The sequence below is a fragment of the Pseudenterobacter timonensis genome (genome assembly GCF_900021175.1).
GTDB lineage: Bacteria > Pseudomonadota > Gammaproteobacteria > Enterobacterales > Enterobacteriaceae > Enterobacter > Enterobacter timonensis.
The window spans coordinates 1,088,261-1,113,770 of record NZ_FCOP01000011.1; the positions used below are offsets into that span (position 1 = coordinate 1,088,261).

20 protein-coding genes are annotated in these 25,510 nt (G+C 58.1%); 8 read left to right on the forward strand and 12 right to left on the reverse strand.

Annotation, left to right across the window (positions count from 1 at the left end; all coding sequences use genetic code 11):
- Positions 1–47 precede the first annotated feature (47 nt).
- From glnH to rhtA, 3 genes are all read right to left on the reverse strand, one after another.
- Positions 48–791 carry a glutamine ABC transporter substrate-binding protein GlnH gene (glnH, locus tag BN3796_RS11485; RefSeq protein WP_061708460.1) on the reverse strand — a complete coding sequence of 248 codons (744 nt, stop codon included), beginning with the start codon at positions 789–791 and terminating at the stop codon, positions 48–50.
- A 361-nt stretch (positions 792–1,152) separates the two neighbouring features.
- On the reverse strand, positions 1,153–1,656 hold the full coding sequence (gene dps, locus BN3796_RS11490) for a DNA starvation/stationary phase protection protein Dps (RefSeq protein WP_061708461.1): 504 nt from the start codon (positions 1,654–1,656) through the stop codon (positions 1,153–1,155).
- A 287-nt stretch (positions 1,657–1,943) separates the two neighbouring features.
- Positions 1,944–2,831 carry a threonine/homoserine exporter RhtA gene (rhtA, locus tag BN3796_RS11495; protein ID WP_061708462.1) on the reverse strand — a complete coding sequence of 296 codons (888 nt, stop codon included), beginning with the start codon at positions 2,829–2,831 and terminating at the stop codon, positions 1,944–1,946.
- Positions 2,832–3,186: 355 nt separating this feature from the next.
- Between rhtA and ompX the strand changes: the two genes are divergently transcribed.
- The gene (ompX, locus tag BN3796_RS11500; RefSeq protein ID WP_061708463.1) at positions 3,187–3,705 is read left to right on the forward strand and encodes an outer membrane protein OmpX; all 519 of its coding nucleotides are present in this window, start codon (positions 3,187–3,189) and stop codon (positions 3,703–3,705) included.
- A 72-nt stretch (positions 3,706–3,777) separates the two neighbouring features.
- Here ompX and BN3796_RS11505 read toward each other — a convergent pair whose 3' ends face one another.
- Both BN3796_RS11505 and mntS read right to left on the reverse strand, forming a co-directional pair.
- The gene (locus tag BN3796_RS11505) at positions 3,778–5,361 is read right to left on the reverse strand and encodes a phosphoethanolamine transferase (protein ID WP_061708464.1); all 1,584 of its coding nucleotides are present in this window, start codon (positions 5,359–5,361) and stop codon (positions 3,778–3,780) included.
- Positions 5,362–5,638: 277 nt separating this feature from the next.
- The gene (mntS, locus tag BN3796_RS11510) at positions 5,639–5,767 is read right to left on the reverse strand and encodes a manganase accumulation protein MntS (RefSeq protein WP_061708465.1); all 129 of its coding nucleotides are present in this window, start codon (positions 5,765–5,767) and stop codon (positions 5,639–5,641) included.
- Between the two features lie 181 nt (positions 5,768–5,948).
- Here mntS and mntR point away from each other — a divergent pair, with 181 nt between their 5' ends.
- The 5 genes from mntR (at position 5,949) to BN3796_RS11535 (ending at position 11,813) form a co-directional block, all read left to right on the forward strand.
- The gene (gene mntR, locus BN3796_RS11515; protein WP_061708466.1) at positions 5,949–6,422 is read left to right on the forward strand and encodes a manganese-binding transcriptional regulator MntR; all 474 of its coding nucleotides are present in this window, start codon (positions 5,949–5,951) and stop codon (positions 6,420–6,422) included.
- A complete protein-coding gene (locus BN3796_RS11520) occupies positions 6,419–7,528 on the forward strand; it encodes an anion transporter (protein ID WP_061708467.1) in 1,110 nt (369 codons plus the stop codon). Before mntR ends, BN3796_RS11520 begins: the two co-directional genes overlap by 4 nt.
- Positions 7,529–7,630: 102 nt before the next feature.
- Entirely contained in the window at positions 7,631–8,725 is a 1,095-nt protein-coding gene (locus tag BN3796_RS11525) for an HlyD family secretion protein (RefSeq protein ID WP_061708468.1), read from the forward strand.
- Complete coding sequence (locus BN3796_RS11530) at positions 8,722–10,293, forward strand: DHA2 family efflux MFS transporter permease subunit (RefSeq protein ID WP_061708469.1); 1,572 nt, start codon at positions 8,722–8,724, stop codon at positions 10,291–10,293. The genes BN3796_RS11525 and BN3796_RS11530 overlap by 4 nt, the downstream gene beginning before the upstream one ends.
- Positions 10,293–11,813: an efflux transporter outer membrane subunit gene (locus BN3796_RS11535; RefSeq protein WP_061708470.1), complete on the forward strand. Its 1,521-nt coding sequence runs from the start codon at positions 10,293–10,295 to the stop codon at positions 11,811–11,813. Before BN3796_RS11530 ends, BN3796_RS11535 begins: the two co-directional genes overlap by 1 nt.
- A 65-nt stretch (positions 11,814–11,878) precedes the next feature.
- Here BN3796_RS11535 and ldtB read toward each other — a convergent pair whose 3' ends face one another.
- Positions 11,879–12,799 carry a L,D-transpeptidase gene (gene ldtB / locus BN3796_RS11540; RefSeq protein WP_061708849.1) on the reverse strand — a complete coding sequence of 307 codons (921 nt, stop codon included), beginning with the start codon at positions 12,797–12,799 and terminating at the stop codon, positions 11,879–11,881.
- A gap of 221 nt (positions 12,800–13,020) precedes the next feature.
- Between ldtB and BN3796_RS11545 the strand changes: the two genes are divergently transcribed.
- A complete protein-coding gene (locus BN3796_RS11545) occupies positions 13,021–14,616 on the forward strand; it encodes an ABC-F family ATPase (RefSeq protein ID WP_061708471.1) in 1,596 nt (531 codons plus the stop codon).
- Between the two features lie 64 nt (positions 14,617–14,680).
- Here BN3796_RS11545 and BN3796_RS11550 read toward each other — a convergent pair whose 3' ends face one another.
- Together BN3796_RS11550 and BN3796_RS11555 are read right to left on the reverse strand one after the other, a co-directional pair.
- Entirely contained in the window at positions 14,681–17,044 is a 2,364-nt protein-coding gene (locus BN3796_RS11550; RefSeq protein ID WP_061708472.1) for a glycoside hydrolase family 31 protein, read from the reverse strand.
- 17 nt (positions 17,045–17,061) lie between these two features.
- The gene (locus BN3796_RS11555) at positions 17,062–18,363 is read right to left on the reverse strand and encodes an MFS transporter (protein WP_061708850.1); all 1,302 of its coding nucleotides are present in this window, start codon (positions 18,361–18,363) and stop codon (positions 17,062–17,064) included.
- Between the two features lie 279 nt (positions 18,364–18,642).
- Between BN3796_RS11555 and BN3796_RS11560 the strand changes: the two genes are divergently transcribed.
- On the forward strand, positions 18,643–19,716 hold the full coding sequence (locus BN3796_RS11560) for a LacI family DNA-binding transcriptional regulator (RefSeq protein ID WP_061708473.1): 1,074 nt from the start codon (positions 18,643–18,645) through the stop codon (positions 19,714–19,716).
- Here BN3796_RS11560 and BN3796_RS11565 read toward each other — a convergent pair.
- The 4 genes from BN3796_RS11565 to BN3796_RS11580 form a co-directional block, all read right to left on the reverse strand.
- Complete coding sequence (locus BN3796_RS11565; protein ID WP_061708474.1) at positions 19,713–20,969, reverse strand: DUF1479 domain-containing protein; 1,257 nt, start codon at positions 20,967–20,969, stop codon at positions 19,713–19,715. The genes BN3796_RS11560 and BN3796_RS11565 overlap by 4 nt on opposite strands.
- A 143-nt stretch (positions 20,970–21,112) precedes the next feature.
- A complete protein-coding gene (locus tag BN3796_RS11570) occupies positions 21,113–21,928 on the reverse strand; it encodes a Cof-type HAD-IIB family hydrolase (RefSeq protein WP_061708475.1) in 816 nt (271 codons plus the stop codon).
- Positions 21,929–22,083: 155 nt separating this feature from the next.
- Positions 22,084–24,516 carry a formate C-acetyltransferase/glycerol dehydratase family glycyl radical enzyme gene (locus BN3796_RS11575; protein ID WP_061708476.1) on the reverse strand — a complete coding sequence of 811 codons (2,433 nt, stop codon included), beginning with the start codon at positions 24,514–24,516 and terminating at the stop codon, positions 22,084–22,086.
- 4 nt (positions 24,517–24,520) lie between these two features.
- Positions 24,521–25,420 (reverse strand): glycyl-radical enzyme activating protein, encoded by a 900-nt coding sequence (locus tag BN3796_RS11580; RefSeq protein ID WP_061708477.1) that lies wholly within the window; start codon positions 25,418–25,420, stop codon positions 24,521–24,523.
- Positions 25,421–25,510 lie beyond the last annotated feature (90 nt).

Sequence of the window (25,510 nt, forward strand, 5' to 3'; positions counted from 1 at the left end):
GTAAGCGTGGGCGCCACCGGGCGTTACAAACCTGAATCCAGGTAAATTTATTTAGGCTCGCTGCCGAACCATTTTTTATAGATTTCGTTATAGGTGCCGTTGTCGCGCAGGGTTTTCAGCGCGCCGTTCACCTTCTCACGCAGCTCGTCGCTCCCTTTGGGGAAGGCGATGCCATACTGCTGCGCTTCCAGCGATTCACCTACCGCCTTGAACTGGCCATTGCCCGCGGTTTTGATGAAGTAGAGAATGTTTGGCGTATCGTGCAGTACCGCGTCGGCGCGGTTAGTCCCCAGCTCCATATAGGCGTTGTCGATATTCGGGAACTGACGCAGATCTTTGGTTTTGATATTGGCTTTGGCGTAATCAACGGAACCGGTGCCGCTCTTCACCGCCACCACTTTACCGTCAAGATCCTTCACGCTCTTCACGTCGTTGTTATTTGCTTTGACCATCACCAGCAGGCCGCTTTTGTAGTAGCCGTCAGAGAAGTCGATCGCTTTTTTACGTTCGTCAGTAATAGTGATGCCCGCCAGCGCCACATCAACGTTTTTGGTCTGCAGTGCCGGGATGATGCCGCTAAAATCCATCGGCTTCAGGGTGTAATCGAGCTTCAGCTCTTTGGCGATAGCCGCCCACAGATCCACATCGAAACCGACATATTTGTCGCCCTGCTTAAATTCAAACGGCACAAAAGCCGTGTCGGTTGCCACAACGAGTTTATCCGCAGCCTGCGAAGAGACGGCAAAAGCCAGGGTAAGTGCAGCCAGTGAGAGTTTCAGTACAGACTTCATAGCATTTCCTTTTATATCCTCGGGGCGATCCCCTGCGAGAGCGAACCTTGATATGAAAAAATCATGCCAGGTTTACAAGCTCTTGTTTTTTAACGGCAGCCTGCGCTGCCGTTGCACTACAAAGGGAGCAAAGCGGCCGCTGTGCACCATATTGAAGCACCATTGTGGTGCGTCACCGCAAAGGCAACGGCCATCAGGCTATTTAGCGTAAATTATGGTTAGAAAACAATCTTTCATTAACGATTGTGTGAGGTGATTATTACAAATGGTTTACTTTTGCGGGGAGGGAAGGAAAAAGCTTGCACCATAAACGTGCAAAACCCTCGCCGGAGCGAGGGTTAAGATAATAAATCCGTATGGGTTATTCGATGTTAGATTCGATGAACCACAGGAATTTATCCAGGTCGCGGGAAGCGGCGGTAAAGATATCAGCAGTATCTTCATCTTTTGCCTCTTCAATCGCTTTACGCACGTCGTTCGCGACAACCGCGTAGCGGTCAGCCAGCTCTTTCAGGTGCTCCTGAACGGTGTGGATATCGAGCGGGTAGCTCTTCAGCGGCGTTTTGCTATTGATGACCTGGGTGGTACCCAGAGCGACGCCACCAAGCTGTACAGCACGTTCCGCCATGGTATCCAGATGATCGACTAAGGTGGTACGGAAGCCGTCCAGCATTTCATGCACGCCAATAAAGTTAGCACCGCGCATATTCCAGTGGGCCTGCTTAGTGATCAGAGACAGGTCAATGAACTGGACTACCTGGCGATTCAGCAACTCAACCGTCGCTTTTTTATCGCTATCCGATACATCGTTACGGGTATAAAGCAGATTAGACGTTTTGGTTTTGACCAGTTTAGCGGTACTCATAATCTCATATCCTCTTGATGATAGTGTCCCAGGTAATTACCGGAAATAAGTATAGCACCGGATTTGACGGGCACCTTTCTGGCTCTGCCTATCGGTTTAATAGCCTCAACGAAGGGGGGTATATAACTAATTGTTTTTTAAGTTATTTTAAATTATGAGTAGGGCGAGTTCTTAAATTTGCCGACGAAGGTCGATCTTAATGAGAATATTTCGTCTTACCTTCATTATGACGGCCTGCCATATTTCCGCGCCCTGCATGGCATAGCCGCCATGCAGGGTGAGAAAGCTTAGTTAATATCGACCTCGTTAATTTTATGCGGCGGTCGCATCGTCAGGGTTGATCCCATGGAGGCGGCAATAATGGAGCAGAGCGCCAGCGTCTGGGTGAGGGTCAGCGTCTCGCCAAGAAAGATCATACCCGACATAGCGGCCAGCGCCGGTTCCATACTCATCAGCGTGCCGAAGATGCGCGTCGGCAGGCGGGTGAGGGCAATCATCTCCAGTGAATAGGGTAGCGCGGTGGAGAGCACCGCTACCGCCAGGCCGACAGGCAGTACCGACCACTGCCAGATGGAGTCTGTCGCCTGGGCCATGCCGAGGGGGACAAAGATCACCGCGGCGATCAGCGAGCCGAGCGCCACCGTCGCCGGACCATGCTCCTCTCCCGCCCGCTGGCCGCAAAGAATATAGACCGCCCATCCCGCACCTGCCCCCAGCGCCAGGGCCGCTCCCTTAAGATCGACATGACCGACGCTTTGCCCCAGCGGCAGCAGGAACCAGAGGCCCAGCACCGCCAGTGCCACCCAGACGAAATCAACCGGGCGGCGGGAAGAGAAGAGCGCCACGGCCAGCGGGCCGGTAAACTCCAGCGCCACCGCGATCCCAAGCGGAATGGTCTGGAGAGAGAGGTAGAAAAGGTAGTTCATCGCCCCCAGCGACAGGCCATACAGGAGCAGAGGCAGACGTTGCTCTTTTTTAAATCTCAGCCGCCAGGGTTTAAAAATAACGACTAAAATCACGGTGCCAAGCGCGATGCGGAGCGCCGTAACCCCGGGCGCGCCGATCAGCGGAAAGAGCGACTTCGCCAGCGAAGCGCCGCTCTGAATGGACAACATGGCGATAAGAATTACGGCGATGGGCAACCAGACTGAAGCCCTGCGGGACATCCCAGGCATCCTTTCTCCTGTCAGAAAAGGTCAACGAAAGTAAAAGCCGCAGTGTAATGGAAATAAAGTATGGCGGTTTACCCTTCGTTGAAAAAAAAGCCTGCCATAATTTGTAGAATCAGAAGGAGTTGATGCTTTTCTCAGCTGTCAGATTAGGAATAATCTGGATGAATAAGCGTGACAGGGCGCGCACTATTAGCCTCCTGACACAGAAATTCGATGTGATTTTAAGGAGATAGCGCGATGTGGAAACGTTCTGTTACACGAAATCGCGCCTTAGACACCAAGAATGACAAAGAGTTTCACAATAAATTTTGATATATTTAAAACTTACGGACTTACTTGAAGCACATTTGAGGTGGTTATGAAAAAAATTGCATGTCTTTCAGCACTGGCCGCTGTTCTGGCTGTCTCCGCAGGTTCCGCAGTAGCTGCTACTTCTACCGTTTCCGGTGGCTACGCTCAGAGCGATATGCAGGGCGTAATGAACAAAACTAACGGTTTCAACCTGAAGTATCGTTACGAGCAGGATGACCAGCCGCTGGGTTGGATCGGTTCTTTCACCTACACCGAGAAAGACCGTTCTGAAGACGGCGCTTACAACAAAGGCCAGTATTACGGCATCACCGCAGGTCCGGCATACCGTCTGAACGACTGGGCGAGCATCTACGGCGTAGTGGGTGTTGGCTACGGTAAGTTCCAGCAGACTGAAGATCGTGGTCTGACCCGTACTGCAAGCAACAGCGACTACGGTTTCTCCTACGGTGCGGGCCTGCAGTTCAACCCGATCGAAGACGTTGCGCTGGACTTCTCCTATGAGCAGAGCCGTATCCGTAACGTTGACGTTGGCACCTGGATCGCTGGCGTAGGTTACCGCTTCTAATCACCTCCGGTGACGCATAAAAAATCCGCCCTCGTGGCGGATTTTTTTTAGGCCTGGCAACGGCTGTTCCGGTTAGCGGCTTTTGGTCTCAAAGATATCGCTCGCCAGATGGTTGTAATCGACCTTCTGCAGCTTAAAGTTGGTGACATAGACCGGAGGCGCTTTTTTCCCGGAGATAAAGGGATAGCTGTTCACAATCTCTTTTGCGCGAATGCCGGTCCACTGCGAGAAGAAGTTGAGAAAGTCGTTGGCCGAGCGACGCGCCTTCACGATGCGATGGGTTTTGTCATCGCTGGAGAGCACCATAAACGGCACCTGGAAATTCTGCTGATACTTATCGTCGTGGGCCAGATACTGCACCGCTTTTCCCCGCTCCTTAAACGCCAGCCCGTGATCGGAAAAGTAGACCATCGAGAAGCTGTCCCCGCTGTTGCGAAGCTGGTTGTAGAGCTTGCTCAACAGCTCGTCAGTTTGCGTCACGCTGTAGAGATAGCAGGAGGTCTCTTTCGACTGCACGAACTCGGCATATTTCCCCTGCGTCCGGTCGCAGGCCTGCGGGTGCGACCCCATGAGGTGCAACACAATCAGCTGCGGCGGGGTGCGCTGAGTGGCGAACACCTGGGCGGTCATCTTCAGCAGCGCCTCATCTTTGGTATTTTTATCCGCTTCGAAATCCCCGCTTTTTAAGAACTGCACCTCGTCGGCGCGTTTCGCGATGCTGGCGATCGCCGTGTCATATTCGCCGATCTGCCCCTGGTTGGAGAACCACCAGGTCTGGAAACCGGCGCGGTTTGCCAGCGTGACAAAGTTATCCTGATACTGCGGCTTGCCGTCGACCACGCGGTTGAGCGTCAGCCCCAGCGACTTCTGCGTGGAGCCGCTGGCGGCGATGTAGTCGGTAAAAAAGAGGCCGTTTACGCTGCTGGCGAAAGGGGTATTGTCCCAGTGGCCGCCAAACGCGCCGAGCGCGTCGCGGCGTGCGCTTTCCCCGATCACCACCACATATGTGTGATACTTCGGCTTCACCGCCACCACGTGCCAGCTATCTTTGCGGGTGGAGAGCGCCGCCATCCGCGCCTGCTCCTCCAGCACCTCTTCGTTACTGGTTATCACATCCTTCGCGAACCTGAAGACCGGATAGCCAGTATCCTGCAGCTTAAAGACCCCACCCCAGGCCAGATTCTGGATCGGCGCGACAAACCAGGCTCCCGCGCTTAAGGCGAGACAGAGATACTCCACTTTACCCCAGCCTCTGCGCGCTTCGGGACGGCGGCGCACGGCGATAACGCCGAGCGCAAAGATAAAGAGCCCCACCACGTAGCTGTACCACGGGAAGATGGTCAGGATCTCCGTGGACTCCTCCATATTGGTGGAGTGCAGCGCCAGCAGGGTATTGAAGTTAGGCGAGCCGTAGGCCTGTCCAAAAGGGAAGTAGAGCGCCGCGATCGACGAGCAGATCCCGAGCAGCCCCTTTTGCACGCGCGGCGCGCTGCGCCACAGCAGATGTAAAAAAGCGGTGAAGGCGACGGCGTAAAGCAGGCTAAACGGGTAGCCAAGCGCGTAGTTAATCAGCAAAGCGTGGAGAAAGTAGAATCCTGTCCATGGGCTCAGGGTTCGGCTGCGGGTAACGAGCGTCTCTTTCAGCGTTAAATTCATAGGTCACTATCATGAAAACGCCATGTGCTCACCCTGGCGCCAAGGGTCAAAACCTGCCTGACAGTGCGTGGAGAGGGGATGAGGTCCGCTTCTGCGAGCCGCAAATAGTGCAGGGCTGCAAGAAGATAGTGCTGTGCAGGACGAAGGTCAACCGTTGTTAAACAAAGGTTTTGCGAAGCGGTTTGCAAATCAGCAAAAAAGGTAGGGAGAAAAGGGCCGCAGGGGAGCGTAACTGACGGAGATGACAGAGAGATGAAGCGGCGTGCCGCGACGCCGCTTACGGTTTAGCGTTATCTTTGCGCTGTGGCTTACCGCTGATTTTCTCGCACAGCATGTTCAGCAACAGCAGACGGACTTTAAAGGGAGAGTAGGTAAACACGGTCATACACCTCTTAAATTCACTCATAGATCCTCCTGAGAACGATTCCTTCGATCCGTGAAGGTGACTGCATTACATACAGATATAGCACAGGCTATATTTTATAGCCATGGCTGTTTCGTTAATTTTTTGTGGTTGTGTGGTGTTGGTTTACAATAAGCGCTCTCGTTACATGATGCTGGACGCGTCCGCCCACTGAGGAAGCCCAATGAATCGCCGCGCAGGTAAGCCCACAACCAAAAAAAAGACGCTACTGGTCAATGTCGAAGAGCACGTTGAAGGATTTCGCCAGGTCCGCGAAGCGCACCGTCGTGAACTGATCGACGACTATGTGGAGCTGATTTCCGACCTTATTCAGGAGTCGGGCGAGGCGCGTCAGGTTGATATGGCTGCGCGGCTGGGGGTATCGCAGCCCACCGTCGCGAAGATGCTGAAACGGCTGGCGTCGGTGGGGCTCATCGAGATGATCCCCTGGCGCGGCGTATTCCTGACGCCGGAGGGGGAAAAGCTGGCCCAGGAGAGCCGCGAGCGTCACCAGGTAGTGGAGAACTTTCTGCTGGTGCTGGGCGTCAGCCCGGAAACCGCCCGCCGCGACGCCGAGGGCATTGAACACCACGTCAGCGAAGAGACGCTGGCGAAATTCCGCGACTTTACCCTGCGCTACGGATCGCTTACCGAATGATCCTCCCCGGCCTGCGGGCGCTCGCCCGCGATCGTTTCTTTCACCTGCTGATCCTGGTCGGCGTCGTGCTGAGTTTTTTCGTTCCCTTCGCGCCAGCGCGCTGGCCGGAGGCTATCGACTGGCACACCATCATTACCCTGAGCGGGCTGATGATGCTCACCAAAGGGGTGGAGCTGAGCGGCTATTTTGACGTGGTGGGACGTAAAACCGTACGCCGTTTTGCCACCGAGCGCAGGCTGGCGATGTTTATGGTGCTGGCCGCGGCGCTGCTCTCCACCTTTTTAACCAATGACGTGGCGCTCTTTATCGTGGTGCCGCTCACCCTGACGCTGCGCAAACTCTGTGCGATCCCGGTTAACCGGATGATTATCTTCGAAGCGCTGGCGGTCAACGCCGGATCGCTGCTGACCCCCATCGGCAACCCGCAAAATATTCTGCTGTGGGGACGTTCCGGCCTCTCTTTTGGCGCTTTCACCGCGCAGATGGCGCCGCTGGCGTTGCTGATGATGATCTCTCTGCTGGCGGTCTGCTGGTTTGCGTTTCCCAATAAAGCGCTGCACTACCACAGCGGAACGCCAGCGCCACAGTGGCAGCCGCGTCTGGTCTGGAGCTGTCTGGGACTTTACCTTCTCTTTCTGACGGCGCTGGAGCTGAAGCTGGAGCTGGCGGGGGCGCTGCTGGTGGCCGCAGGCTTTTTGCTGCTGGCGCGCCGCGTGCTGGTGAGTGTGGACTGGACGCTGCTGCTGGTCTTTATGGCGATGTTTATCGACGTCCATCTGCTGATCCAGCTCCCCCTCTTGCAGGGGCTGCCCGCGCATGTCAGCCAGCTCTCCAGCGGTGGACTCTGGCTGACGGCCATTGGCCTGTCGCAATTTATCAGCAACGTTCCGGCCACCATTTTGCTCATTAACTATGTGCCGCCGACGACGCTGCTCGCCTGGGCGGTAAACGTGGGGGGATTTGGTCTGCTGCCGGGCTCGCTGGCGAACCTGATCGCGCTGCGAATGGCTAACGATCGGCGCATCTGGTGGCGTTTCCATCTCTGGTCGCTGCCGATGTTGGCGTGGGCCGCTGCGGCCGGGTTTCTTTTGTACCTTTTCAGATAGTGCCTATTTTGTCAGTTTTTCCTGGCAAATGTATAGCAACGTCCTAATTTTATTAAAGGGCATATCTGTGATGCCGTTTACTGACAGGATAGTTGCTGACCTATGGCAGAAAATGAAAAACAGCCTGCTGACGAGCAGGATAATAAGAATAATGAACGCAAACGCCCCGGTAAAAAACCCTTAATTATTCTCGGCATCGTCGTCGTGGTAATGGTGGTCGTGGCGCTGGTCTGGTGGTTTTTAACCCGCAATGAAGAGACAACCGACGACGCCTTCACCGATGGCGACGTGGTGACCATTGCCCCGAAAACGGCGGGCTATGTGACCGAGCTGCGGGTGAGCGATAACCAGCGCGTGAAAAAAGGCGATCTGCTGGTGGTGATCGATCCGCGCGACAATACCGCCCAGCGCGACCAGGCGCGGGCGCAGCTGGGGCTTGCCGAGGCGCAGCTCCATCAGGCGCAGGCGCAGCTCGCGCTCTCTAAAGTGCAATATCCCGCCCAGCGCGACGAGGCGAAGGCCCAGGTGCTTAAAGCCCAGGCCGATCTTGCTAACGCTCAGGCGGAGTACCGCCGTCAGCGCGGCGTTGACCCGCGCGCCACAACCCAGCAAAGCATTGATACCGCGAACGCCCAGCTGCGTAGCGCCCAGGCCCAGCTTGCCAGCGCGCAGGCGCAGCTGGAGGTGGCGGATCAGGTGCAGCTGCAGATCCGCCAGCAGGAGACCAACGTCGAGGCGCGCCAGCGTCAGGTGGATCAGGCGAAGGCCCAGCTGGAGACGGCAGAGCTGAATCTCTCCTACACCGAAGTTCGCGCCCCGTTCGACGGGTTTGTCACCAAACGCAACGTACAGACCGGCACGCTGGTGCAGGCGGGCACCGCGCTCTTTTCCCTTGTCTCGCCCCACGTATGGGTGGTGGCGAACTTTAAAGAGTCGCAGCTGGAGCGGATGCGCCCGGGCAATAAAGTGACGGTGTCGGTGGATGCGTGGCCGGATATGGAGCTGGAAGGGCACGTCGACAGCATCCAGCAGGGGAGCGGTTCGCGCTTCTCCGCCTTCCCGTCGGAAAACGCCACCGGTAACTACGTGAAGATTGTTCAGCGCGTACCGGTAAAAATCGTGATTGATAAAGGTCTTGATCCGAACAAACCGCTGCCACTGGGGCTCTCCGTAGAGCCGAAGGTTACGCTCGAATGACCGACCAGAGCCACGAGAACTGGCGCCCCGCCAGCAATCCCTGGGCGGTAGCGATTGTGGTCACGCTGGCGGTGTTTATGGAGATCCTCGACACCACCATCGTCAACGTGGCGCTGCCGCATGTGGCGGGATCGCTCTCCGCCAGCTATGACGAATCCACCTGGGTACTGACCAGCTATCTGGTCGCCAACGGTATCGTGCTGCCCATCTCCGCCTTTTTAAGCCGGGTCTTTGGGCGTAAACAGTTTTTTCTTATCTGTATCGTGATGTTCACCATCTGCTCGTTCCTGTGCGGTATCGCCACTGAGCTTTGGCAGATCATTCTGTTCCGTATCCTGCAGGGCTTTTTCGGCGGCGGGCTACAGCCCACCCAACAGTCGGTGCTGCTGGATTACTTTAAGCCGGAGGACAGGGGCAAAGCGTTTGGCCTGTCGTCGCTCGCGATCATCGTCGCCCCGGTGATGGGGCCAACGCTTGGCGGCTGGATCACCGATAACTTCTCCTGGCGCTGGGTCTTTTTCATCAACATTCCGGTGGGGATCGTGACGCTGCTGGCGATTTACCAGCTGCTGGAAGATCCGCCGTGGGAGCGTAAATCGGAAGAGAAGCTCTCCGTCGACTGGACCGGCATCGGGCTGATTGCGCTCGGGCTGGGCTGCCTGCAGGTGATGCTTGACCGGGGCGAGGATGATGACTGGTTCTACTCCAATTTTATCCGCACCTTTGCGGTGCTGACGCTCATCGGCATTATCGGGGCGATCTACTGGCTGCTCTACGCCAAAAAGCCGGTGGTGGATCTGCACTGCATGAAGGACAAAAACTTCGCCGTCTCCAGCCTGCTGATGGCGGGAATGTCCATGATCCTTTACGGCAGTTCGGTGGTGATCCCGCAGCTGGCGCAGCAGGATCTGGGTTATACCGCCACCTGGTCCGGGATGGTGCTCTCCCCCGGGGCGATATTGATTGTTCTCACCATTCCGCTGGTGCTGAAGCTGATGCCCATGGTGCAGACTCGCTGGATTATCGCCTTTGGCTTCGCCTGCCTGGGAACCGCCTTTTTCTGGTCGCGATCGCTGACGCCCGATATCGATTTTGAGACGCTGGTGATGTTCCGCAGCGCCCAGTCGCTGGGGCTTGGCTTTCTGTTTGTGCCGCTGACCACTATCGCCTTTATTTCGATACCCCGGCAGCTTAACGCCGATGCCGCGGCGCTGTTTACCATGTTTCGTAACGTGGCGGGGTCGATTGGCATCTCGCTCTCCACCGCCGCCATTACCGAGCGGGCACAGACGCACAGCGCCTACCTGGCCTATCACGCCTCGCCATTCAACGAGCAGTTCCAACTGGCGGTACGCGAGACGGCGCAGGCGATTCAGAACTTCACCACCCAGGTGGGCGACCCGACGGGCATCGCCACCGGGCGTCTGTACCAGACCATGATTGAGCAGTCGCGTTTTCTCGCCTATATCGACGTCTTTACGATCCTGAGCGCGGTCGCGCTGCTGTTGATACCGTTTTGTTTGTTGCTCTCGCCGGTCAAGAGCGAGGGAAGTGCAGGAGCACATTGATGAGTTACAGACGTTTAACGCCCCTGGCGGTGATGCTGCTGGCGGGCTGCGCCGTCGGGCCTGACTACCAGCAACCCGCCCCGCAAACCCCGTCGCACTGGAACGATCCAGGCGATCGCGCCGTGAAATCGCAAACCGACTCCAGCGCCATCAATCCGCGCTGGTGGAAGACGTTCGGATCCCCGCAGCTCAACAGCCTGATTGAGCGGGCGATAGCGGGCAACCTCTCGCTGCAGCAGACGGTGCTGCGCATCGCGGGGGCGCGCGAGCAGATTAACCAGGCGGGCGGGGCCTTTTTCCCGGCGGTGAACGGTAACCTGCAGGCCACGCGCCAGCAGCTGGGGCTGGAAGGGGAGCTAAAATCCCACGGCGTCTACGATCAGCTGGATGATATCGATCCTGAACTGCGCAGCGCGCTCGGCCCGCTGACGCAGCCGATCAACCTCTACCAGGGGAGCTTTGACGCCCAGTGGGAAATTGACCTCTGGGGTAAGGTCCGCCGTCAGGTTGAGGCCGCCGAAGCCCAGCAGCGGGTTGCCATCGAGCAGCGTAACGACGCGCTGGTATCCCTGGAGGCGGAAGTGGCGCGCGCCTGGCTACAGCTGCGCGGCGCGCAGAGCGTCATTGCCACGCTCAATACCCAGATAGAGAGCGCCCGGCAGACCGTAGAGCTGACCGAGATCCGCCAGCGCGGCGGGCTGTCGCCGCAGCTGGATGTGGAGAACGCCCGGGCGCAGCTCGGCAACCTGGAGGCGCAGCTGCCGCAGTATCAGGCGCAGGAGCGCCAGGCGATGAACGGACTGGCCATTCTGCTCGGCAAGCCGCCGGGCGCGCTGGATGGCGAGCTGCGAAACGTACAGCCGATGCCGGCGCTGCCGGAAATCGTCCCGACCGGCATCCCCTCCACGCTGGCGCGCCGCCGTCCGGACGTGCGGGAAGCGGAGGCGAACCTGCATGCGGCGACGGCGCAGATTGGCGTCTCCGTGGCACAGCTTTTCCCGAGCCTGTCGCTCTCCGGGCAGTTTGGCCTGCGTAACAGCGAAACCAACTGGCTCACCGACTGGAGCAGCCATTTCTACAGCGTGGGGCCGCAGATCTCCATTCCCATCTTCCAGGGCGGAAGACTGGTCTCCAGCGTGAAGGTGGCGCGGGCACAGCAGGGGGCGGCGGTACTCAACTATCGCCAGACGGTACTCACCGCGCTGAACGATGTGGAAAATGCGCTGGTCAGCTATCGTACCGATCAGCAGCGCGAGGCGGGGCTCGGCAAGAGCATCGACGCCCTGCAAAACGCGTTCGAACTGGCGAGCGACAGCTATCGTCAGGGGATCGCCAGCTTTATTGACGTGCTCGACGCGCAGCGCCAGCTGGCGCAGGCGGAACAGCAGCGCGCCCAGGCGAAGGTACAGAGCGCGCTGGATCTGGTGGCGCTCTATAAAGCCCTCGGGGGAGGCTGGGAGCCTTATCAGCAGGTGCAACTGCCGGACTACGCCGTCTTCGGGGAGGCGCCGCGCGGGTAAGGCGCTGGCGCGGCAAGAAGCAAAAAAAAGCGGGCCCTCTGGCCCGCTTTCTCTTTTTCTGAACCTTAGTTCAGGCGTACCGGCATACCGGAACGGTTCTGAATCGCCTGGTCAACGACGCTCTTATCTACGTCAGCCTGTTCAGTAATGGCGGTGATATTTTTCTTCAGCGTGATCGGCACAATCTCGTTGTTGTTGATCTGATCTTCGCTGGTGGAGAGCGGGTTATGCACTTCGATATAGCGGCTGCCATCCGCCTCGGTGGTCGCTTTTACCGGCTCGTTAATGAACTGTACGCGGGTACCAACCGGCACATTCTCGAACAGGAACTTGATGTCGTCGTTACGCAGACGCACGCAGCCGTGGCTTACGCGCAGGCCGATACCGAAGTTCGCGTTGGTGCCGTGAATGGCGTAAAGGCGGCCGATATAGAGCGCGTAGAGACCCATCGGGTTATCCGGGCCAGCCGGAACTACGGCGGGCAGCGGCTCGCCTGCGGCAGCGTATTCGGCGTGCATCTTGGCGGTCGGCGTCCAGGTCGGGCCCGCTTTCTTACGTTCCACCTTGGTCGTCCAGTTCAGCGGGGTGTCTTTACCCAGCTGGCCGATGCCGATTGGCAGAACGATGACGGTGTTGGAATCTTTCGGATAGTAGTAGAGGCGCATTTCAGCACTGTTGATAACGATGCCTTCATGGACGGTATCCGGCAGGATCAGCTGCTGAGGGATATTCAGCACCGTGCCCGCTTTCGGCAGGTATGGATCGACGCCCGGGTTCGCTTCCAGCATATTGGAGAGACCAAGCTGATACTCCGCCGCGTAGTACTCCAGCGGCTGGGTATTGCCTTCCGGCACGATCACCACCTGGTTTTCACCCACCAGACGGCTGCCATCAGTAGGCAGGGGATAGGTAACCGCAGAGGCGGTATTGCAAAAACCGACTACGGCTAACGCCGCCGCAAAAAGCGTAGATAATTTCATATTCATGTTATGCGAGGTATCTTGGCCACTCTGGCAACTGGTTAAAAGGCTGAATTGCTGATCGGAGCGCATTATATGTGCATTCCCCCCTACAGCCAATTCAGATGTGTACGAAATCACATTTTTTTCAGATATGTTAAAGTCTAGTGTTTCGTTGCAACATGGGATCTGATTTCGGAATTGTGGCATAATGCCGTGTTTATCACACTTTTTCGCAGGAATCTCCCGTGTTAGTTACCAGCAACGTCACTATGCAGTTTGGCAGTAAGCCGCTGTTTGAAAACATTTCCGTCAAGTTTGGCGGCGGCAACCGTTACGGCCTGATTGGCGCCAACGGTAGCGGCAAATCGACCTTCATGAAAATCCTCGGCGGCGATCTGGAGCCGACGCTCGGCAACGTCTCGCTCGACCCGAACGAGCGTATCGGTAAGCTGCGTCAGGATCAGTTTGCTTTCGAAGAGTTCACCGTGCTCGACACCGTGATCATGGGGCACGCGGAGCTGTGGGAGGTGAAGCAGGAGCGCGACCGTATCTACGCGCTGGCGGAAATGAGCGAAGAAGATGGCTACAAGGTGGCCGATCTGGAGACGCAGTACGGCGAGATGGACGGCTACTCCGCCGAAGCGCGCGCCGGGGAACTGCTGCTCGGCGTCGGTATTCCGGTGGAACAGCACTACGGCCCGATGAGCGAAGTGGCGCCCGGCTGGAAGCTGCGTGTGCTGCTGGCGCAGGCGCTCTTCTCTAACCCGGACATCCTGCTGCTCGATGAACCAACGAACAACCTGGACATCGACACCATCCGCTGGCTGGAGCAGACGCTCAACGATCGCGACAGCACCATGATCATCATCTCGCACGACCGTCACTTCCTGAACATGGTCTGCACCCATATGGCGGATCTGGATTACGGCGAGCTGCGCGTTTATCCGGGCAACTATGACGAGTACATGACGGCGGCCACCCAGGCGCGTGAACGTCTGCTGGCGGATAACGCCAAGAAAAAAGCGCAGATCGCGGACCTGCAATCCTTCGTCAGCCGCTTTAGCGCTAACGCCTCCAAGTCCCGCCAGGCGACCTCCCGCGCTCGTCAGATCGACAAAATCAAGCTGGAAGAGGTCAAAGCCTCCAGCCGTCAGAACCCGTTCATCCGCTTCGAGCAGGACAAGAAACTGTTCCGTAACGCGCTGGAAGTGGAGGCTCTCACCAAAGGCTTCGATGACGGCCCGCTGTTTAAAAACTTCAACCTGCTGCTGGAAGTGGGCGAGAAGATCGCCATTCTTGGCGCCAACGGCGTGGGTAAATCGACCATGCTGAAAACCCTGGTGGGCGAACTGCAGCCGGATAACGGTACCGTGAAATGGTCTGAAAACGCGCAGATTGGCTACTATGCGCAGGACCATGAGTATGAGTTCGAAAATGACCTGACCGTCTTTGAGTGGATGAGCCAGTGGAAGCAGGAAGGGGATGACGAGCAGGCGGTACGCAGTATTCTGGGGCGTCTGCTCTTTAGCCAGGATGACATCAAAAAGCCCGCCAAAGTGCTCTCCGGGGGAGAGAAGGGCCGTATGCTGTTCGGCAAGCTGATGATGGAAAAACCTAATATCCTGGTGATGGATGAACCGACCAACCACCTGGATATGGAATCGATTGAGTCGCTGAACATGGCGCTGGAGATGTATCAGGGCACCCTGATCTTCGTCTCTCACGACCGTGAGTTCGTCAGCTCCCTGGCGACCCGAGTGATCGAAATTACGCCGGAGCGCGTAGTGGACTTCACCGGTAACTACGAAGATTACCTGCGCAGCAAAGGTATCGAGAACTAAAAACCTTAGGGAAAGACGTAGCATTTTGTAGGCCGGGTAAGGCGAAGCCGCCACCCGGCAATGTTCAGAGCACCCATTCCCCCGTTTCAACCCCATTCACCCGCAGCTTGCGTTTTTCCCCTGCCGGTAACGAGAGCTTCACTGCTTTCCATGCCGGACGATAATCCCCGCGCGCATTGACCTTCAGGTTGATTGTCGCTCCATCACACGCCATCTCCCACTCCACCCACAGCGCGTTACCCGTCCGGTAACCCCAGCTCTCACCGTCGTCCTCAAACAGCAGCCCGGCGGTAGTGCCGACCCCTTTCACCGGGAACAGCTTCAGCTCGCGGGTATCGTCTTTTTCGGCGCAAACGTGTGTGATGCGTTCGCTCAGCGGCAGGCCCACCCCGGCGCGTACCAGCAGCGGTAGTTTTTCCAGCGGCGCGTCGCGGGTAATCCACTGCCCGCCGGAGAACCACTCGTGGGTATAAAAATCGTACCAGCCGGTTTGGTTATCCGGCAGCCAGACGCGGCGTTCGCGCTGCCCGGCTTCGACGACGCTTGCCACCAGCAGATCCCGGCCCAGCAGAAAATCGTCGCACTCTTCAAACGTCTGCGCGTCGTGCTCATGGTCAAGAAAGGTGGGGCGCAGCATCGGCTCGTCGTCGGCGTGCGCCTGCCACAGCAGGGTATAGAGATAGGGCAGCAGGCGATAGCGCAGTTCAATGGCGCTGCGGATCGCGGGCGTCACCCCCGGGTACATCCACGGCTCGTTCACCGTATGGTCATCGTTCCAGGAGTGGATGGTGAAGCGCGGGTGCATCACGCCGTTCTGCACCCAGCGGACAAACAGCTCGGCATCCGGTTTATCGCCGGAGAACCCTCCCACGTCATGACCGACGTTATACAGCCCCGAGAGGCTCATACCCAGCCCCATACGGGTGTTATAGCGCAGGGTATCCCAGTTAGTGCGGTTATCGCCGCTCCAGGTCTGAACGTAGCGCTGCATCCCGGCGCAGCCGGAGCGGGAGATGAGATAGGGACGTTTCTCCGGGGCAAAGCGCTGCTGCGCTTCCAGAGAGGCGCGCATCATCAAAAGCGGCATGACCGGGCGGATATGCTTGATGGCGATCGCCTTGCCGAAACCATAGCAGCGCGCTTCGCCGTCCCACACCTCGAACTCGTTATTATCATTCCAGGTGGAGTCGATCCCCATCTCCAGCAGCTGGGTGGTGACGCCGTTCTGCCACCACTGCACCGTCTGCGGGTTGGTGAAGTCGAGGTGCGACCCTTCGTCATCCCAGAAGCTGGAGCGCTCTGGCGCATCGGTTTCTGAATCACGAATGAACAGGCCGCGTTCCGCCACTTCGCCATAACGCGGATGATCCTGCAACAGGCACGGCTTGATGTTAGCGGCGAGCTTCAGCCCGGCGTCGTGGAACGCCTGGGTCATCGCCTTCGGCTGCGGCACTTTTTCATAGTTCCAGTTAAAGACGTAGCGCTTACCGTTGATGGAGGTGTACCCCGACGAGAGCTGGAAGGAGTCGCAGGGGATGGCGTGCTCCTCGCAGAGGCGAATAAAATTCATCAGCTGATTCTGCGCGTCCGGCGCGTCGGTATAGTGCATGGTCGAGCCGCTGTAGCCCAGGCTCCACTTCGGCCCGAACAGCGTTTTCCCGGTCAGGCGGACAAACGCTTTGGTAACATCCAGCGCTCGTTTGCCGGTAAAAGTGTAGTAGTCGATATCACCCGCCTCCGCCTGCCAGCGGCGATAGGCGGTGTGGTAGTTATCGATCTCATTGCCCAGATCGAGCCAGCAGCTGCTCAGGTTGTCGTAAAACAGACCGTAGCTCACATCATCGCGGCGGGTAAGGGTAAACGGAATATGTTTGTAGAGCGGATCGGTGCTGACGGCGTTATAGCCCATCGCATCCAGGTTGCGCATCTCGTAGCGTTTGCCGTTGCGCTGTAAATCACCCGCTTTTTCGCCAAGACCATAAAACCGTTCATCTTTACGACGGCTTAAATAGTGCGCCACCCCGTCGCCGTGGGCGTTAAGCAGATAGGCGCTGGTAGGGCGATCGTTGACCAGCGGCTGCCATTCGCCCGCGTCAACGCGGTAGTGCCACTCCAGCCAGAGCGGCTGATGGACGGTTACGCGCAGCTGTTCGGTCGAGACCACCAGGGCATTATCCCGCTGCTCCAGCGTCCAGGCGGGGCAGGTAAAGCCGCTGATATCTTCACGTTTGCGGCCCTCCCACGGCACGTCTTGTTCGGGGGCGATGCTCCAGGTGCGGTCCAGCGCCAGCTCGCCTTTGCGCTTTATCAGCACGCGAAACAGGTTCTCTTCCAGCACATACAGGCACAGGCGGTGCTGCTTATCCACCAGCAGTTCCAGATGATTCGCAGACTGTTTATCAACGATCCAGTTTTTCAGGGTTTTCATAGACGTTACATCCACTATCAGGCGCGTTTGGCGCGACGTTCAGCAATAAATGCCACAAGGAAAAAGGCGCCGATCAGGTCAAAAAAGCCCATGGCGATAAAGAGCGGGTTAAAGCCGATTTTGTCGGCGGTAACCCCGATCAGCAGAGAAAAGAGGAAGCTCGCGATCCAGGCCGCCGAGCCGCGCATGCCGTTGACGGTGGCCATCTGGCCCTTGTCAAACGACTCCACCACCAGCGCGCTTAACATGCAGGAGATGATCTGGTGGCCGAAACCGCCAATTGAGATCAGGATGATGGTGATATACGGGTCGCGGGTAATGGCGACGATAGCCAGCGAAATCATCATAAACGCGCCGGTCACGGAGCTTGCCACCACCGAGTTAACGCGGCTGCAGCCAAAAAGATGCGTGTAGAGGCGGGTCAGATAGCCGCTCGCCACGCTGCCGAGGTCGGCGGCCAGGAAGGGCAGCCAGGCGAACATGGCGATCTGTTTCAAATCCATACCGTGCTCTTTGGCGAGATAGAGCGGCACCCAGAAGCTCAGAACCGCCCAGGCCGGCTCGGCCATAAAGGCCGGAATGGCGATACCATAGAAGCGCTTGTTCTTCGAGACGGTTTTCAGGGCGGTGAGGAAGGGCAACTTGACCGGCGCAGGCTCGTTATCCTGCTTAATAAACGCCAGCTCTTCGCGGCTCAGATGGGGATGTTTTTCCGGGTTATGGTAGAACGCCCACCAGAGAACCACCCAGATCAGCGCCAGCACGCCGGTAAACATAAACGCCCCCTGCCAGCCGAACGAGGCGTGGGCAAAGTAGATGATCGGCGGGGCCAGCATCGCGCCGATGGAGAAGCCGACCCCGGCCCAGCCTGCGGCGACGGGGCGCTCTGATTTCGGGAACCATTCACCGATGGTTTTAGCGTTGGCGGGTGTCGCCGCCGCTTCCGAGGCACCCATAAAGAAGCGCAGGATCGCCAGATGCAGCCAGCTGCCCGCTCCGGCATGGAGAATACACATCAGCGCCCATAGCCCGGCGCAGACCAGAAAGCCGATCTTCAGACCGATAACGTCAATCAGCCAGCCGCAGAGAGGCTGGAAAATGGTGTAGGCTAGCTGAAACGCGCCGACGATCCAGGAGTACTGTTCGGTGGTAATACCGAGACTCTGTTTCAGCTCCGGCGCAAGAATGCCAAGGGAGTTTCGGGTGATGTAGTTTACGGTGACCCCGAGTAAAAAGAGCACCAGCACGTACCAGCGCAGGTTTTTAATGACGCGGCGCGTTTTGCCTGCCACAAGAGTGTTATTGATGTCCTGACTCATTTTCATCTCCATAAGACGGACGGTAGGGTTACATGGCGGACGTCACACCTTATCCCTCTGAATATTTTCTCTTTTCTTCCTGAAGTTGCCATACAACTAGTATGGAAGGTGTGTGACAACTTCACCTTAGGACAGAAAAACGGTGGGCTGTAGCGGATTTTGTGCAAGCTTTCTCATAAAAGTTGTCGACCATCAGGCACTATGCTTTTCCATGCCGTTAATCCCTGACTTTCTGGCTGTGAAAATTTTTTCATTTCACAATCGGAGCGAGATCACAAAATGGATAAAAGACTCAAAATTGCCGATATTGCCGCCCGTACTCAGCTCTCTATCAGCACCGTCTCCCGCGTGCTGGCGGGGAAGGCCAACACCAGCGAAAAGGCACGTAATAAGGTGCTGGCATGCGCCCGGGAGCTGGGGGTGATGGAGGGGATGGCGGCGGGCAGGCTGCTGCTCAACAGTCTGGTAGTCTTTGCCCCCCAGCGGGCGTTTGATGAGCGGTCCGACATCTTTTACTACCGGGTCATTCAGAGCATCAGCAAAGGGCTGGCCTTCCATGAGGTTCGCCTGCGCTTCTGCGCGCTGGAAGAGAACGACGCCGACGCCCAGCAGTTCCTCACCCGCATGAACGAGCCGGAGACGCAGGCCGCCATCCTGCTGGGCATTGACGATCCGCATATTCACGATCTGGCCGCCGATGTGGGGAAACCCTGCGTGCTCATTAACTGCCGCGACCGGCGGATGCGCCTGCCTGCGGTGGCGCCCGATCACCGCGCCATCGGTGAACTGGCGGCGGAGTATCTCTTTGAGCGAGGGCACCGGGATGTGATGAACGTGCTCTGTCTGCGCCGCTACACCATGGAGCTGCGCCTGGCGGGGATCCGCGACGCGTGGCTCAGCCACAATCTGCGCTTTAACAACCGGCGCGACTTGCTGGTGGTGCCGAGCTTCAGCGCCAGCGAGAGCGAGCAGCTGGTCAGCGCCTGGCTGGAGCAGACGGCCCGCAAGGATCTGCCGACCGCCTTTCTGGTGGGGGGCGACTTTATGGCGGCGGGCACGATTGCCGCCCTGCAAAAGCACGGTCTGCGCGTGCCGCAGGATATCTCGGTAATGAGTATCGACGGGTTTAACCTGACCTCCATTCAGGATGTTTCTCTCACGGCGGTACATGTGCCGCGGGATGAGCTGGGCGCCGAGGCGGTGCATCTGCTTCAGCAGCGGCTGGTGCGCCCCGATGCGCCGGTGGGAACTTTACTGTTGAACGGGACGCTGGCAGTGCGGGAGTCGGTACGGCGGATACGTCAGGGGAAGCGACGCACCGCCGTTGAACGGGAAGGACTTTACGACGCTTAAGCCAGCCCCAGCGCCCGTTTACCGTGGATATTCAGATCCGCCACGGTAAAGCGATCCTGCCAGTTTTTCTCATAATCTTCGCGCGGGAAGTCATCAGGCGACGCGCCCGTCTCCAGCGCGACTTTCACCCGCTTCGCCCAGGCGAGATTCTTCTCGCAGAGCGGCGCGGCGGGAATATACATCACGTTTCCCCAGCCCTGCTGATTTTCCACCGGGGCGACGGAGTGGATCACGTCGCAGTGCCACCACACCGAATCGCCCGCCTCCAGCGCCGGGATGCTGGTAAGTGCCTCGATGAGCAGCGGGTGCCACTTCTCAGAGATGGGCAGCACGCGGCCCGGCGCCACGCCGCATAACTCATCTTCCGGCACGTCGTCCAGCAGCGGGCGCAGCAAAATATACGCCATCGCCTCCGGGATCGGCACCACGTGCAGCAGCCCCTGGCCGGGGAGCATATCCGACAGCGCCGTCCACCCCTGGAAGGTGCGAAAGACGGAGCATTTGGTGGTGTTATCCACCGTGTACTCCTCCACCTCGGTGCGGTGGGCGGCGTCCCAGGGATCGTACTGTTCGATATTGCCGTCAAAGACCCGGGCAAAGACCTGCTGATAGGCAGGCAGCAGCCAGCGCTCCAGCGCGCCGGAATCGGTATGCGCCCCCAGTCCGCGGGAGGTGGTGCCCGGCGGACGACGGCGGATACGGTCAGGGTAGAGCACGCTGACATCCGGGTTGAACCACTGTTTGCCGTGGCTTTCAAAGGTCCAGAGTCGGTTGAGGAACGACTGCGCCTGGGCTATCTCCTCGCTCTGGCGCGCCTGCATCTGCGCCTGCGACCAGTAGATAGGGAAGATTTCCGGGCGCGAGGCGCTAAGGGTGCCGAAGAAATTATCCCCCGGTCCGCTGTAGACCTCGTCAAAGCGGTTGCGATCCAGATAGTCGAGCATCGATTTATCCCACGCCAGCGCCTGCTCGCGGGGGAAATGTCCTTTGATCACCGCACAGCCCCGGCGCCTGATGGCCTCCCGCTGTTCGGCGGTCACGGCGCTATTTTTGATCGCCTCAAAGGGGATAACAGGCCAGACGGCGTCGCCCTGCGCCTTGAGGTCGTTGATCTCCGTCACGCGGGCGGCGATGCGTTCGCTGAGCCGGTTGAATACCGCCTCCACGTCACCCAGCTGGGCGCGCAGCTCGCGTTTTAACTGGCGAATCGCCGCTTTGTGATCTGCCGGTAAGGTATCGCTGGAAAAGGTCATGATTGCCTCGCTATCTTTCATTCGAAAGTGAAATTACCTACAGACGATACTTTAAGTTAAAAATAAGTTAATGCAAGTTTAAAAACTTGAAATGAGACGCGGGCTGGAAAAGCAGGGCCGGAGCAGCGCTCCGGCGGGGAGGATCAGGCGTTGAAGGGGGCGGTGTGATCGAGCACGGCCTGAATAACGTTCAGCGCGCCCTGGTGGTTGTTATTATCGGTGTGGAAACGGCTCAGGGATTTGATTTCCGGCGCCGCGTTGTCCATGGCGAAGGAGTAGTTCACCAGCTTCAGCATCTCCGCATCGTTACCGCTGTCGCCGATTGCGACGCATTCCTGGGGGGAGATGTGCCAGCGTTTCAGCAGGCGGCTGATGCCGTTGGCTTTGTGCAGGCCAGGGATAATCAAGTCGACAAAGCCGAAGCCGCTGGTGACCGGCTTCATGATGCCGTCCAGCGAGACGTGGAGCTTATCGATCAGGTTCGGAATATCGCTGTCCGGCAGGTTCAGGGAGAACTTGAACAGCACATCGTCAATTTCGCCGTAATCGCGGATGCGTTTTAAGCGGTGATAGTGTTTTGACATCAGCGCGACGAACGCGTCCGGGGCTTGCTCGCTCACCCAGGCGCTCTCCAGCCCGCAGGCGACAAAGTTCAGCCCTTTATCTTTCAGCAGTTCGCCGATAACAATCTGCGACTCGTGGCGGGTCAGTTCGCCGTGGAAAATCTGCTCGCCATGATCGAACACCAGCGCGCCGTTTTCGGCGACAAAAGAGATCTGATCCTTCAGTTCCGGGAAGAATGAGATGAGCTGGTAATACTGGTTGCCGCTGGCGACCACGAATTTAATGTTGCGGGCGTTAAGCTGTTCAAACTGTGCCTGGAAGCGGTCACGATCGTACTGCTTGGCGTCATCAAGGAAAGTTCCGTCCATATCGGTGACGATAACTTTAACGGTCATAGGTACTCCTGAGTCACGGCGTTTTGAAACATTCTAATAACAAGGTGACGGAGAGCACAAATTTAATTTCATTCGAAAGAAAAAGCAAAACGGCAACCGAGGTTGCCGTTTTTAGAATTGTAGGCCCGGTAAGCGCAGCGCCACCGGGCGTTTTTTTACAGCGTATGCTCCGTACGCGCAATGATATCGTCCTGTGCATCCGGGGAGAGGGCGGTGAAGAAGGCCGAATAGCCTGCCACGCGCACTACCAGGTCACGATACTGGTCAGGATGTTTCTTCGCTTCCAGAAGCGTTTCGCGGGAGACGATGTTGTACTGGATATGCCAGCCCTTATGCACCTCGAAGAAGGTCCGCAGCAGCGCCATCAGCTTCTGGCGATCGCTGTCGTTTTCCAGCGTCGACGGGTTGAGCTTCTGGTTCAGCAGCACGCCGCCGAGAATGGCGTTAGTGGGCAGTTTGCCTACCGAGCCGATCACCGCCGTCGGGCCGAGGTGGTCGGTGCCGGAGGCGGGGCTTGCCCCTTCCGCCAGCGGAGTATGCGCTTTGCGTCCGTCCGGCGTCGCCATCGTCGCCGCGCCAAACGGCACGTTCGCCGAAATGGAGGAGGTGCCCGCGTAGTAGTTGCCGCCGATCGGGCCGCGACCGTAGCGCGGGTTATGGTACTCCTTCAGCGCTTCGATATAGGTGGCGTAGGCGCGGGTCAGCAGCATATCCACGCTGTCGTCGTCGTTACCGTACTTCGGCGCGCCGTTGATCAGCCGCTGGCGCAGCTGTTCATGCGTCAGCCCGTCGAAATCCGCCGCCAGCGCTGCCGCCAGCTGTTGCTGGCCAATCGCGCCCTGCTCAAAGACCAGCTTTTTCACCGCGGCGAGGCTGTTGCCGAGGTTAGCAATACCTACCTGCAGGCCGGAGACCCAGTCATACTTCGCACCGCCCTGCTTGATGCTTTTCGCCCGCTCGATGCAGTCGTCCACCAGCGCGGAGCAGAGGATGTCGTGTACGTTCTCCTCCAGCATGGTGTCCACCACATACTCAATCTCAATTGATTTGCGGGTGTAGTAGCGGATCTGGGTATCCCACGCCTTCATCACCTCGTCAAAGCCTGAGAAATTACCGGCGGAGAGCGCTTTTTCCTGCGGCAGGAACACCTTGCCGCTGGTGGCGTCGCGCCCGCCTTCCAGCGCCGCCAGCATCACCCGGGCAAAGTTGATAAAGCTCATGCCGGTGCAACGGTAGCCCCACTTACCGCCCACCGCGGTTTCAATACAGCCGATGGCCGCATAATCGTAGGCATCCGCTTTTTCCACGCCGAGCTTAATAAATTCCGGGATAACGATTTCATCGTTATTGAACGCCGGCATACCAAAGCCGCAGCGGATCACCTGTACGCAGGCGTCGAGGAAGTCGTTGCTCATGCCCGCGTGATAACGCACGCTCAGGTTCGGCTGAGTGGAACGCAGACGACCGCAGGACTCCAGGATGGCGTAAGAGAGCGGGTTGACCGCATCCATCGGCTCGCCGTTCACCAGCCGCTGTCCGCCGATAGTGACGTTCTGGTAAAGCGGGCTGCCCGCGGAAGCTTTGGAGTGCGAGCCGGAGCGGATCTTGTTCACCTCCAGCAGCTTCAGCCAGCAGCTCTGTAACAGCTCGATCGCCTGCTCGCGTGAAAGCGATTGCGCCAGCTCCACGTCGCGGCGGTAGAACGGATAGAGATACTGGTCCATGCGGGCAAATGAGACGGAGTGGCCGTTAGACTCAATCTGCAGAATCAGCTGGATGAAATAGCAGAGCTGCAGCGCCTGCCAGAAGGTTTGCGGCGGCTGGTGGGCGATAAGATCGCAGTTCTCCGCGATCGCCAGCAGCTCGTTGCGGCGGCTTTCGCGGGTTTCAGCGGAGGCCATCTCGCGCGCCAGTGTGGCAAAGCGCTGGATGTGCAGGCTCACCGCCTCCAGGACGATATCGATCGCCTTCAGGAACTGCTCCCCGTGCAGATCTTCCAGCACGGTGAGGTTAATACGCGAGCGGCGCTCCGCCACTTTTTCGCGCAGGCCGTCGATCCCTTTCTCCAGCAGCAGCGGGAAGTTGACCGCCAGATGGGCATCCCCGGAGGTCATATTGCCTTCGGCCTTGATGATGCCGCTTTCCAGCAGGCTTTTCTGTTCGTCGGTAAACATGCCGTAGCAGCGATCCTGCACCGTCTGGCCGCGCCACCAGGGGCAAATCTCGTGCAGCACGCGCTTGTTCTCTTCGCTCACCGAGAAGCCCGCGCCCGGGCGATCCGCCAGCTCATCGATCTCTTTCTCAATCCAGGAGACGGTATATTCCGGGAAGATGGGAGCAGCGCGCACCTCGCTCGCCTGGTTGCCGACAATCAGCTCGTCGTGTTTGATCCAGATGGTGCGCTCCGCCAGGTGGTGAGCCAGCGCCAGCGCGCGACGCACCGGAATCGGCTTGTCCAGGTGCTGCTGGTAGATGTGGGTGTAGTGGCGGGCGCGTTCGGTGCAAACCGGCGGCTTAACGATATGCACCAGCGCGGATTTATGCGCCTTGATGCGGTCGGTCAGGGTGTTGAGATTAAGCTGTGTCATGTCATTATCCTCGTAAAGTCGCGGTTAACCCGTTCTGGCAGGCAACGTCCCGGGCAAAATCGAGCAGCGCCGGGTTATCGAGCGGTTTATCGGGTGCAGAGTAGGGCTGGCCGAGCAGGTTGTATTTATTCATGCCGAGCGTGTGATAAGGTAAAAAGTGAATATCGCGTACGTTCAGTTCGTCGGCGGCGAAGCGGGTAATCGCCTCTATCGACGCCTCGTCGGCGTTAAAGCCGGGGATCAGCGGCACGCGAATGGTCAGCGTTTTTCCGGCGGCGGCCAGCCGTTTCAGGTTATCCATCACCCGCTTTGCCGAGCCGTCGGTCCAGCGTTTAAAGCGCTCGCTGTCCACATGCTTCAGGTCGGCCAGGAAGAGATCCACATACGGCAGGCTCGGCTCGATATAGCGCCAGGGTACATGCAGGCAGGTCTCGACCGCCGTGTGGATCCTCTCGGCGTGGCTGGCGCTCAGCAGGGCGTGGGCCAGCGCCGGGTTCATAAAGGGTTCGCCGCCGGAGAGGGTGATACCGCCGCCGCTGCGATCGTAAAAGGGTTTGTCGCGCCGCACGGTAGCCATGATCTCCGCGACCGACTTCTCTTCGCCGCAGACGCTCAGCGCCTGGGTCGGGCAGCAGGGGGTGAGGGCGTCCAGCATGTCGTCATTGAGCTTTTCGCGATGAATCATCAGCCCATTCAGCGCCCGCTCGATAGCCGCAGGCGCCGCCTGCTGGCAGAGATCGCATCCGTCCAGACAGAGACGGGGATCGAAGAGCAGATCCCGCGTGGCGGAGCGGCTTTCCGGGTTCTGGCACCAGCGGCAGCCCAGCGAGCAGCCTTTCAGGAACACCACGGTGCGAATGCCGGGGCCGTCATGGGTAGAGTAACGCTGAATATTGAAGATCATAATGTCGCCTCTTGTTGCGTATGAAGATTAAATAACTTTCGAATGAAAGTAATTTTGACGTGAATCAACTCTGCGACGGGTTTTTACGTG

Bases quoted from the DNA above. Each gene is read 5' to 3' on its own strand.
- BN3796_RS11575 (WP_061708476.1), bottom strand. From the start codon at position 24,516: ATGACACAGCTTAATCTCAACACCCTGACCGACCGCATCAAGGCGCAT.
- dps (WP_061708461.1), bottom strand. From the start codon at position 1,656: ATGAGTACCGCTAAACTGGTCAAAACCAAAACGTCTAATCTGCTTTAT.
- BN3796_RS11555 (WP_061708850.1), bottom strand. From the start codon at position 18,363: ATGAGTCAGGACATCAATAACACTCTTGTGGCAGGCAAAACGCGCCGC.
- mntS (WP_061708465.1), bottom strand. From the start codon at position 5,767: ATGAGTGAATTTAAGAGGTGTATGACCGTGTTTACCTACTCTCCCTTT.
- BN3796_RS11565 (WP_061708474.1), bottom strand. From the start codon at position 20,969: ATGACCTTTTCCAGCGATACCTTACCGGCAGATCACAAAGCGGCGATT.
- ldtB (WP_061708849.1), bottom strand. From the start codon at position 12,799: ATGAATATGAAATTATCTACGCTTTTTGCGGCGGCGTTAGCCGTAGTC.
- BN3796_RS11530 (WP_061708469.1), top strand. From the start codon at position 8,722: ATGACCGACCAGAGCCACGAGAACTGGCGCCCCGCCAGCAATCCCTGG.
- ompX (WP_061708463.1), top strand. From the start codon at position 3,187: ATGAAAAAAATTGCATGTCTTTCAGCACTGGCCGCTGTTCTGGCTGTC.
- BN3796_RS11550 (WP_061708472.1), bottom strand. From the start codon at position 17,044: ATGAAAACCCTGAAAAACTGGATCGTTGATAAACAGTCTGCGAATCAT.
- BN3796_RS11505 (WP_061708464.1), bottom strand. From the start codon at position 5,361: ATGAATTTAACGCTGAAAGAGACGCTCGTTACCCGCAGCCGAACCCTG.
- BN3796_RS11570 (WP_061708475.1), bottom strand. From the start codon at position 21,928: ATGACCGTTAAAGTTATCGTCACCGATATGGACGGAACTTTCCTTGAT.
- BN3796_RS11580 (WP_061708477.1), bottom strand. From the start codon at position 25,420: ATGATCTTCAATATTCAGCGTTACTCTACCCATGACGGCCCCGGCATT.
- BN3796_RS11520 (WP_061708467.1), top strand. From the start codon at position 6,419: ATGATCCTCCCCGGCCTGCGGGCGCTCGCCCGCGATCGTTTCTTTCAC.
- BN3796_RS11525 (WP_061708468.1), top strand. From the start codon at position 7,631: ATGGCAGAAAATGAAAAACAGCCTGCTGACGAGCAGGATAATAAGAAT.
- BN3796_RS11560 (WP_061708473.1), top strand. From the start codon at position 18,643: ATGGATAAAAGACTCAAAATTGCCGATATTGCCGCCCGTACTCAGCTC.
- glnH (WP_061708460.1), bottom strand. From the start codon at position 791: ATGAAGTCTGTACTGAAACTCTCACTGGCTGCACTTACCCTGGCTTTT.
- BN3796_RS11535 (WP_061708470.1), top strand. From the start codon at position 10,293: ATGAGTTACAGACGTTTAACGCCCCTGGCGGTGATGCTGCTGGCGGGC.
- mntR (WP_061708466.1), top strand. From the start codon at position 5,949: ATGAATCGCCGCGCAGGTAAGCCCACAACCAAAAAAAAGACGCTACTG.
- rhtA (WP_061708462.1), bottom strand. From the start codon at position 2,831: ATGCCTGGGATGTCCCGCAGGGCTTCAGTCTGGTTGCCCATCGCCGTA.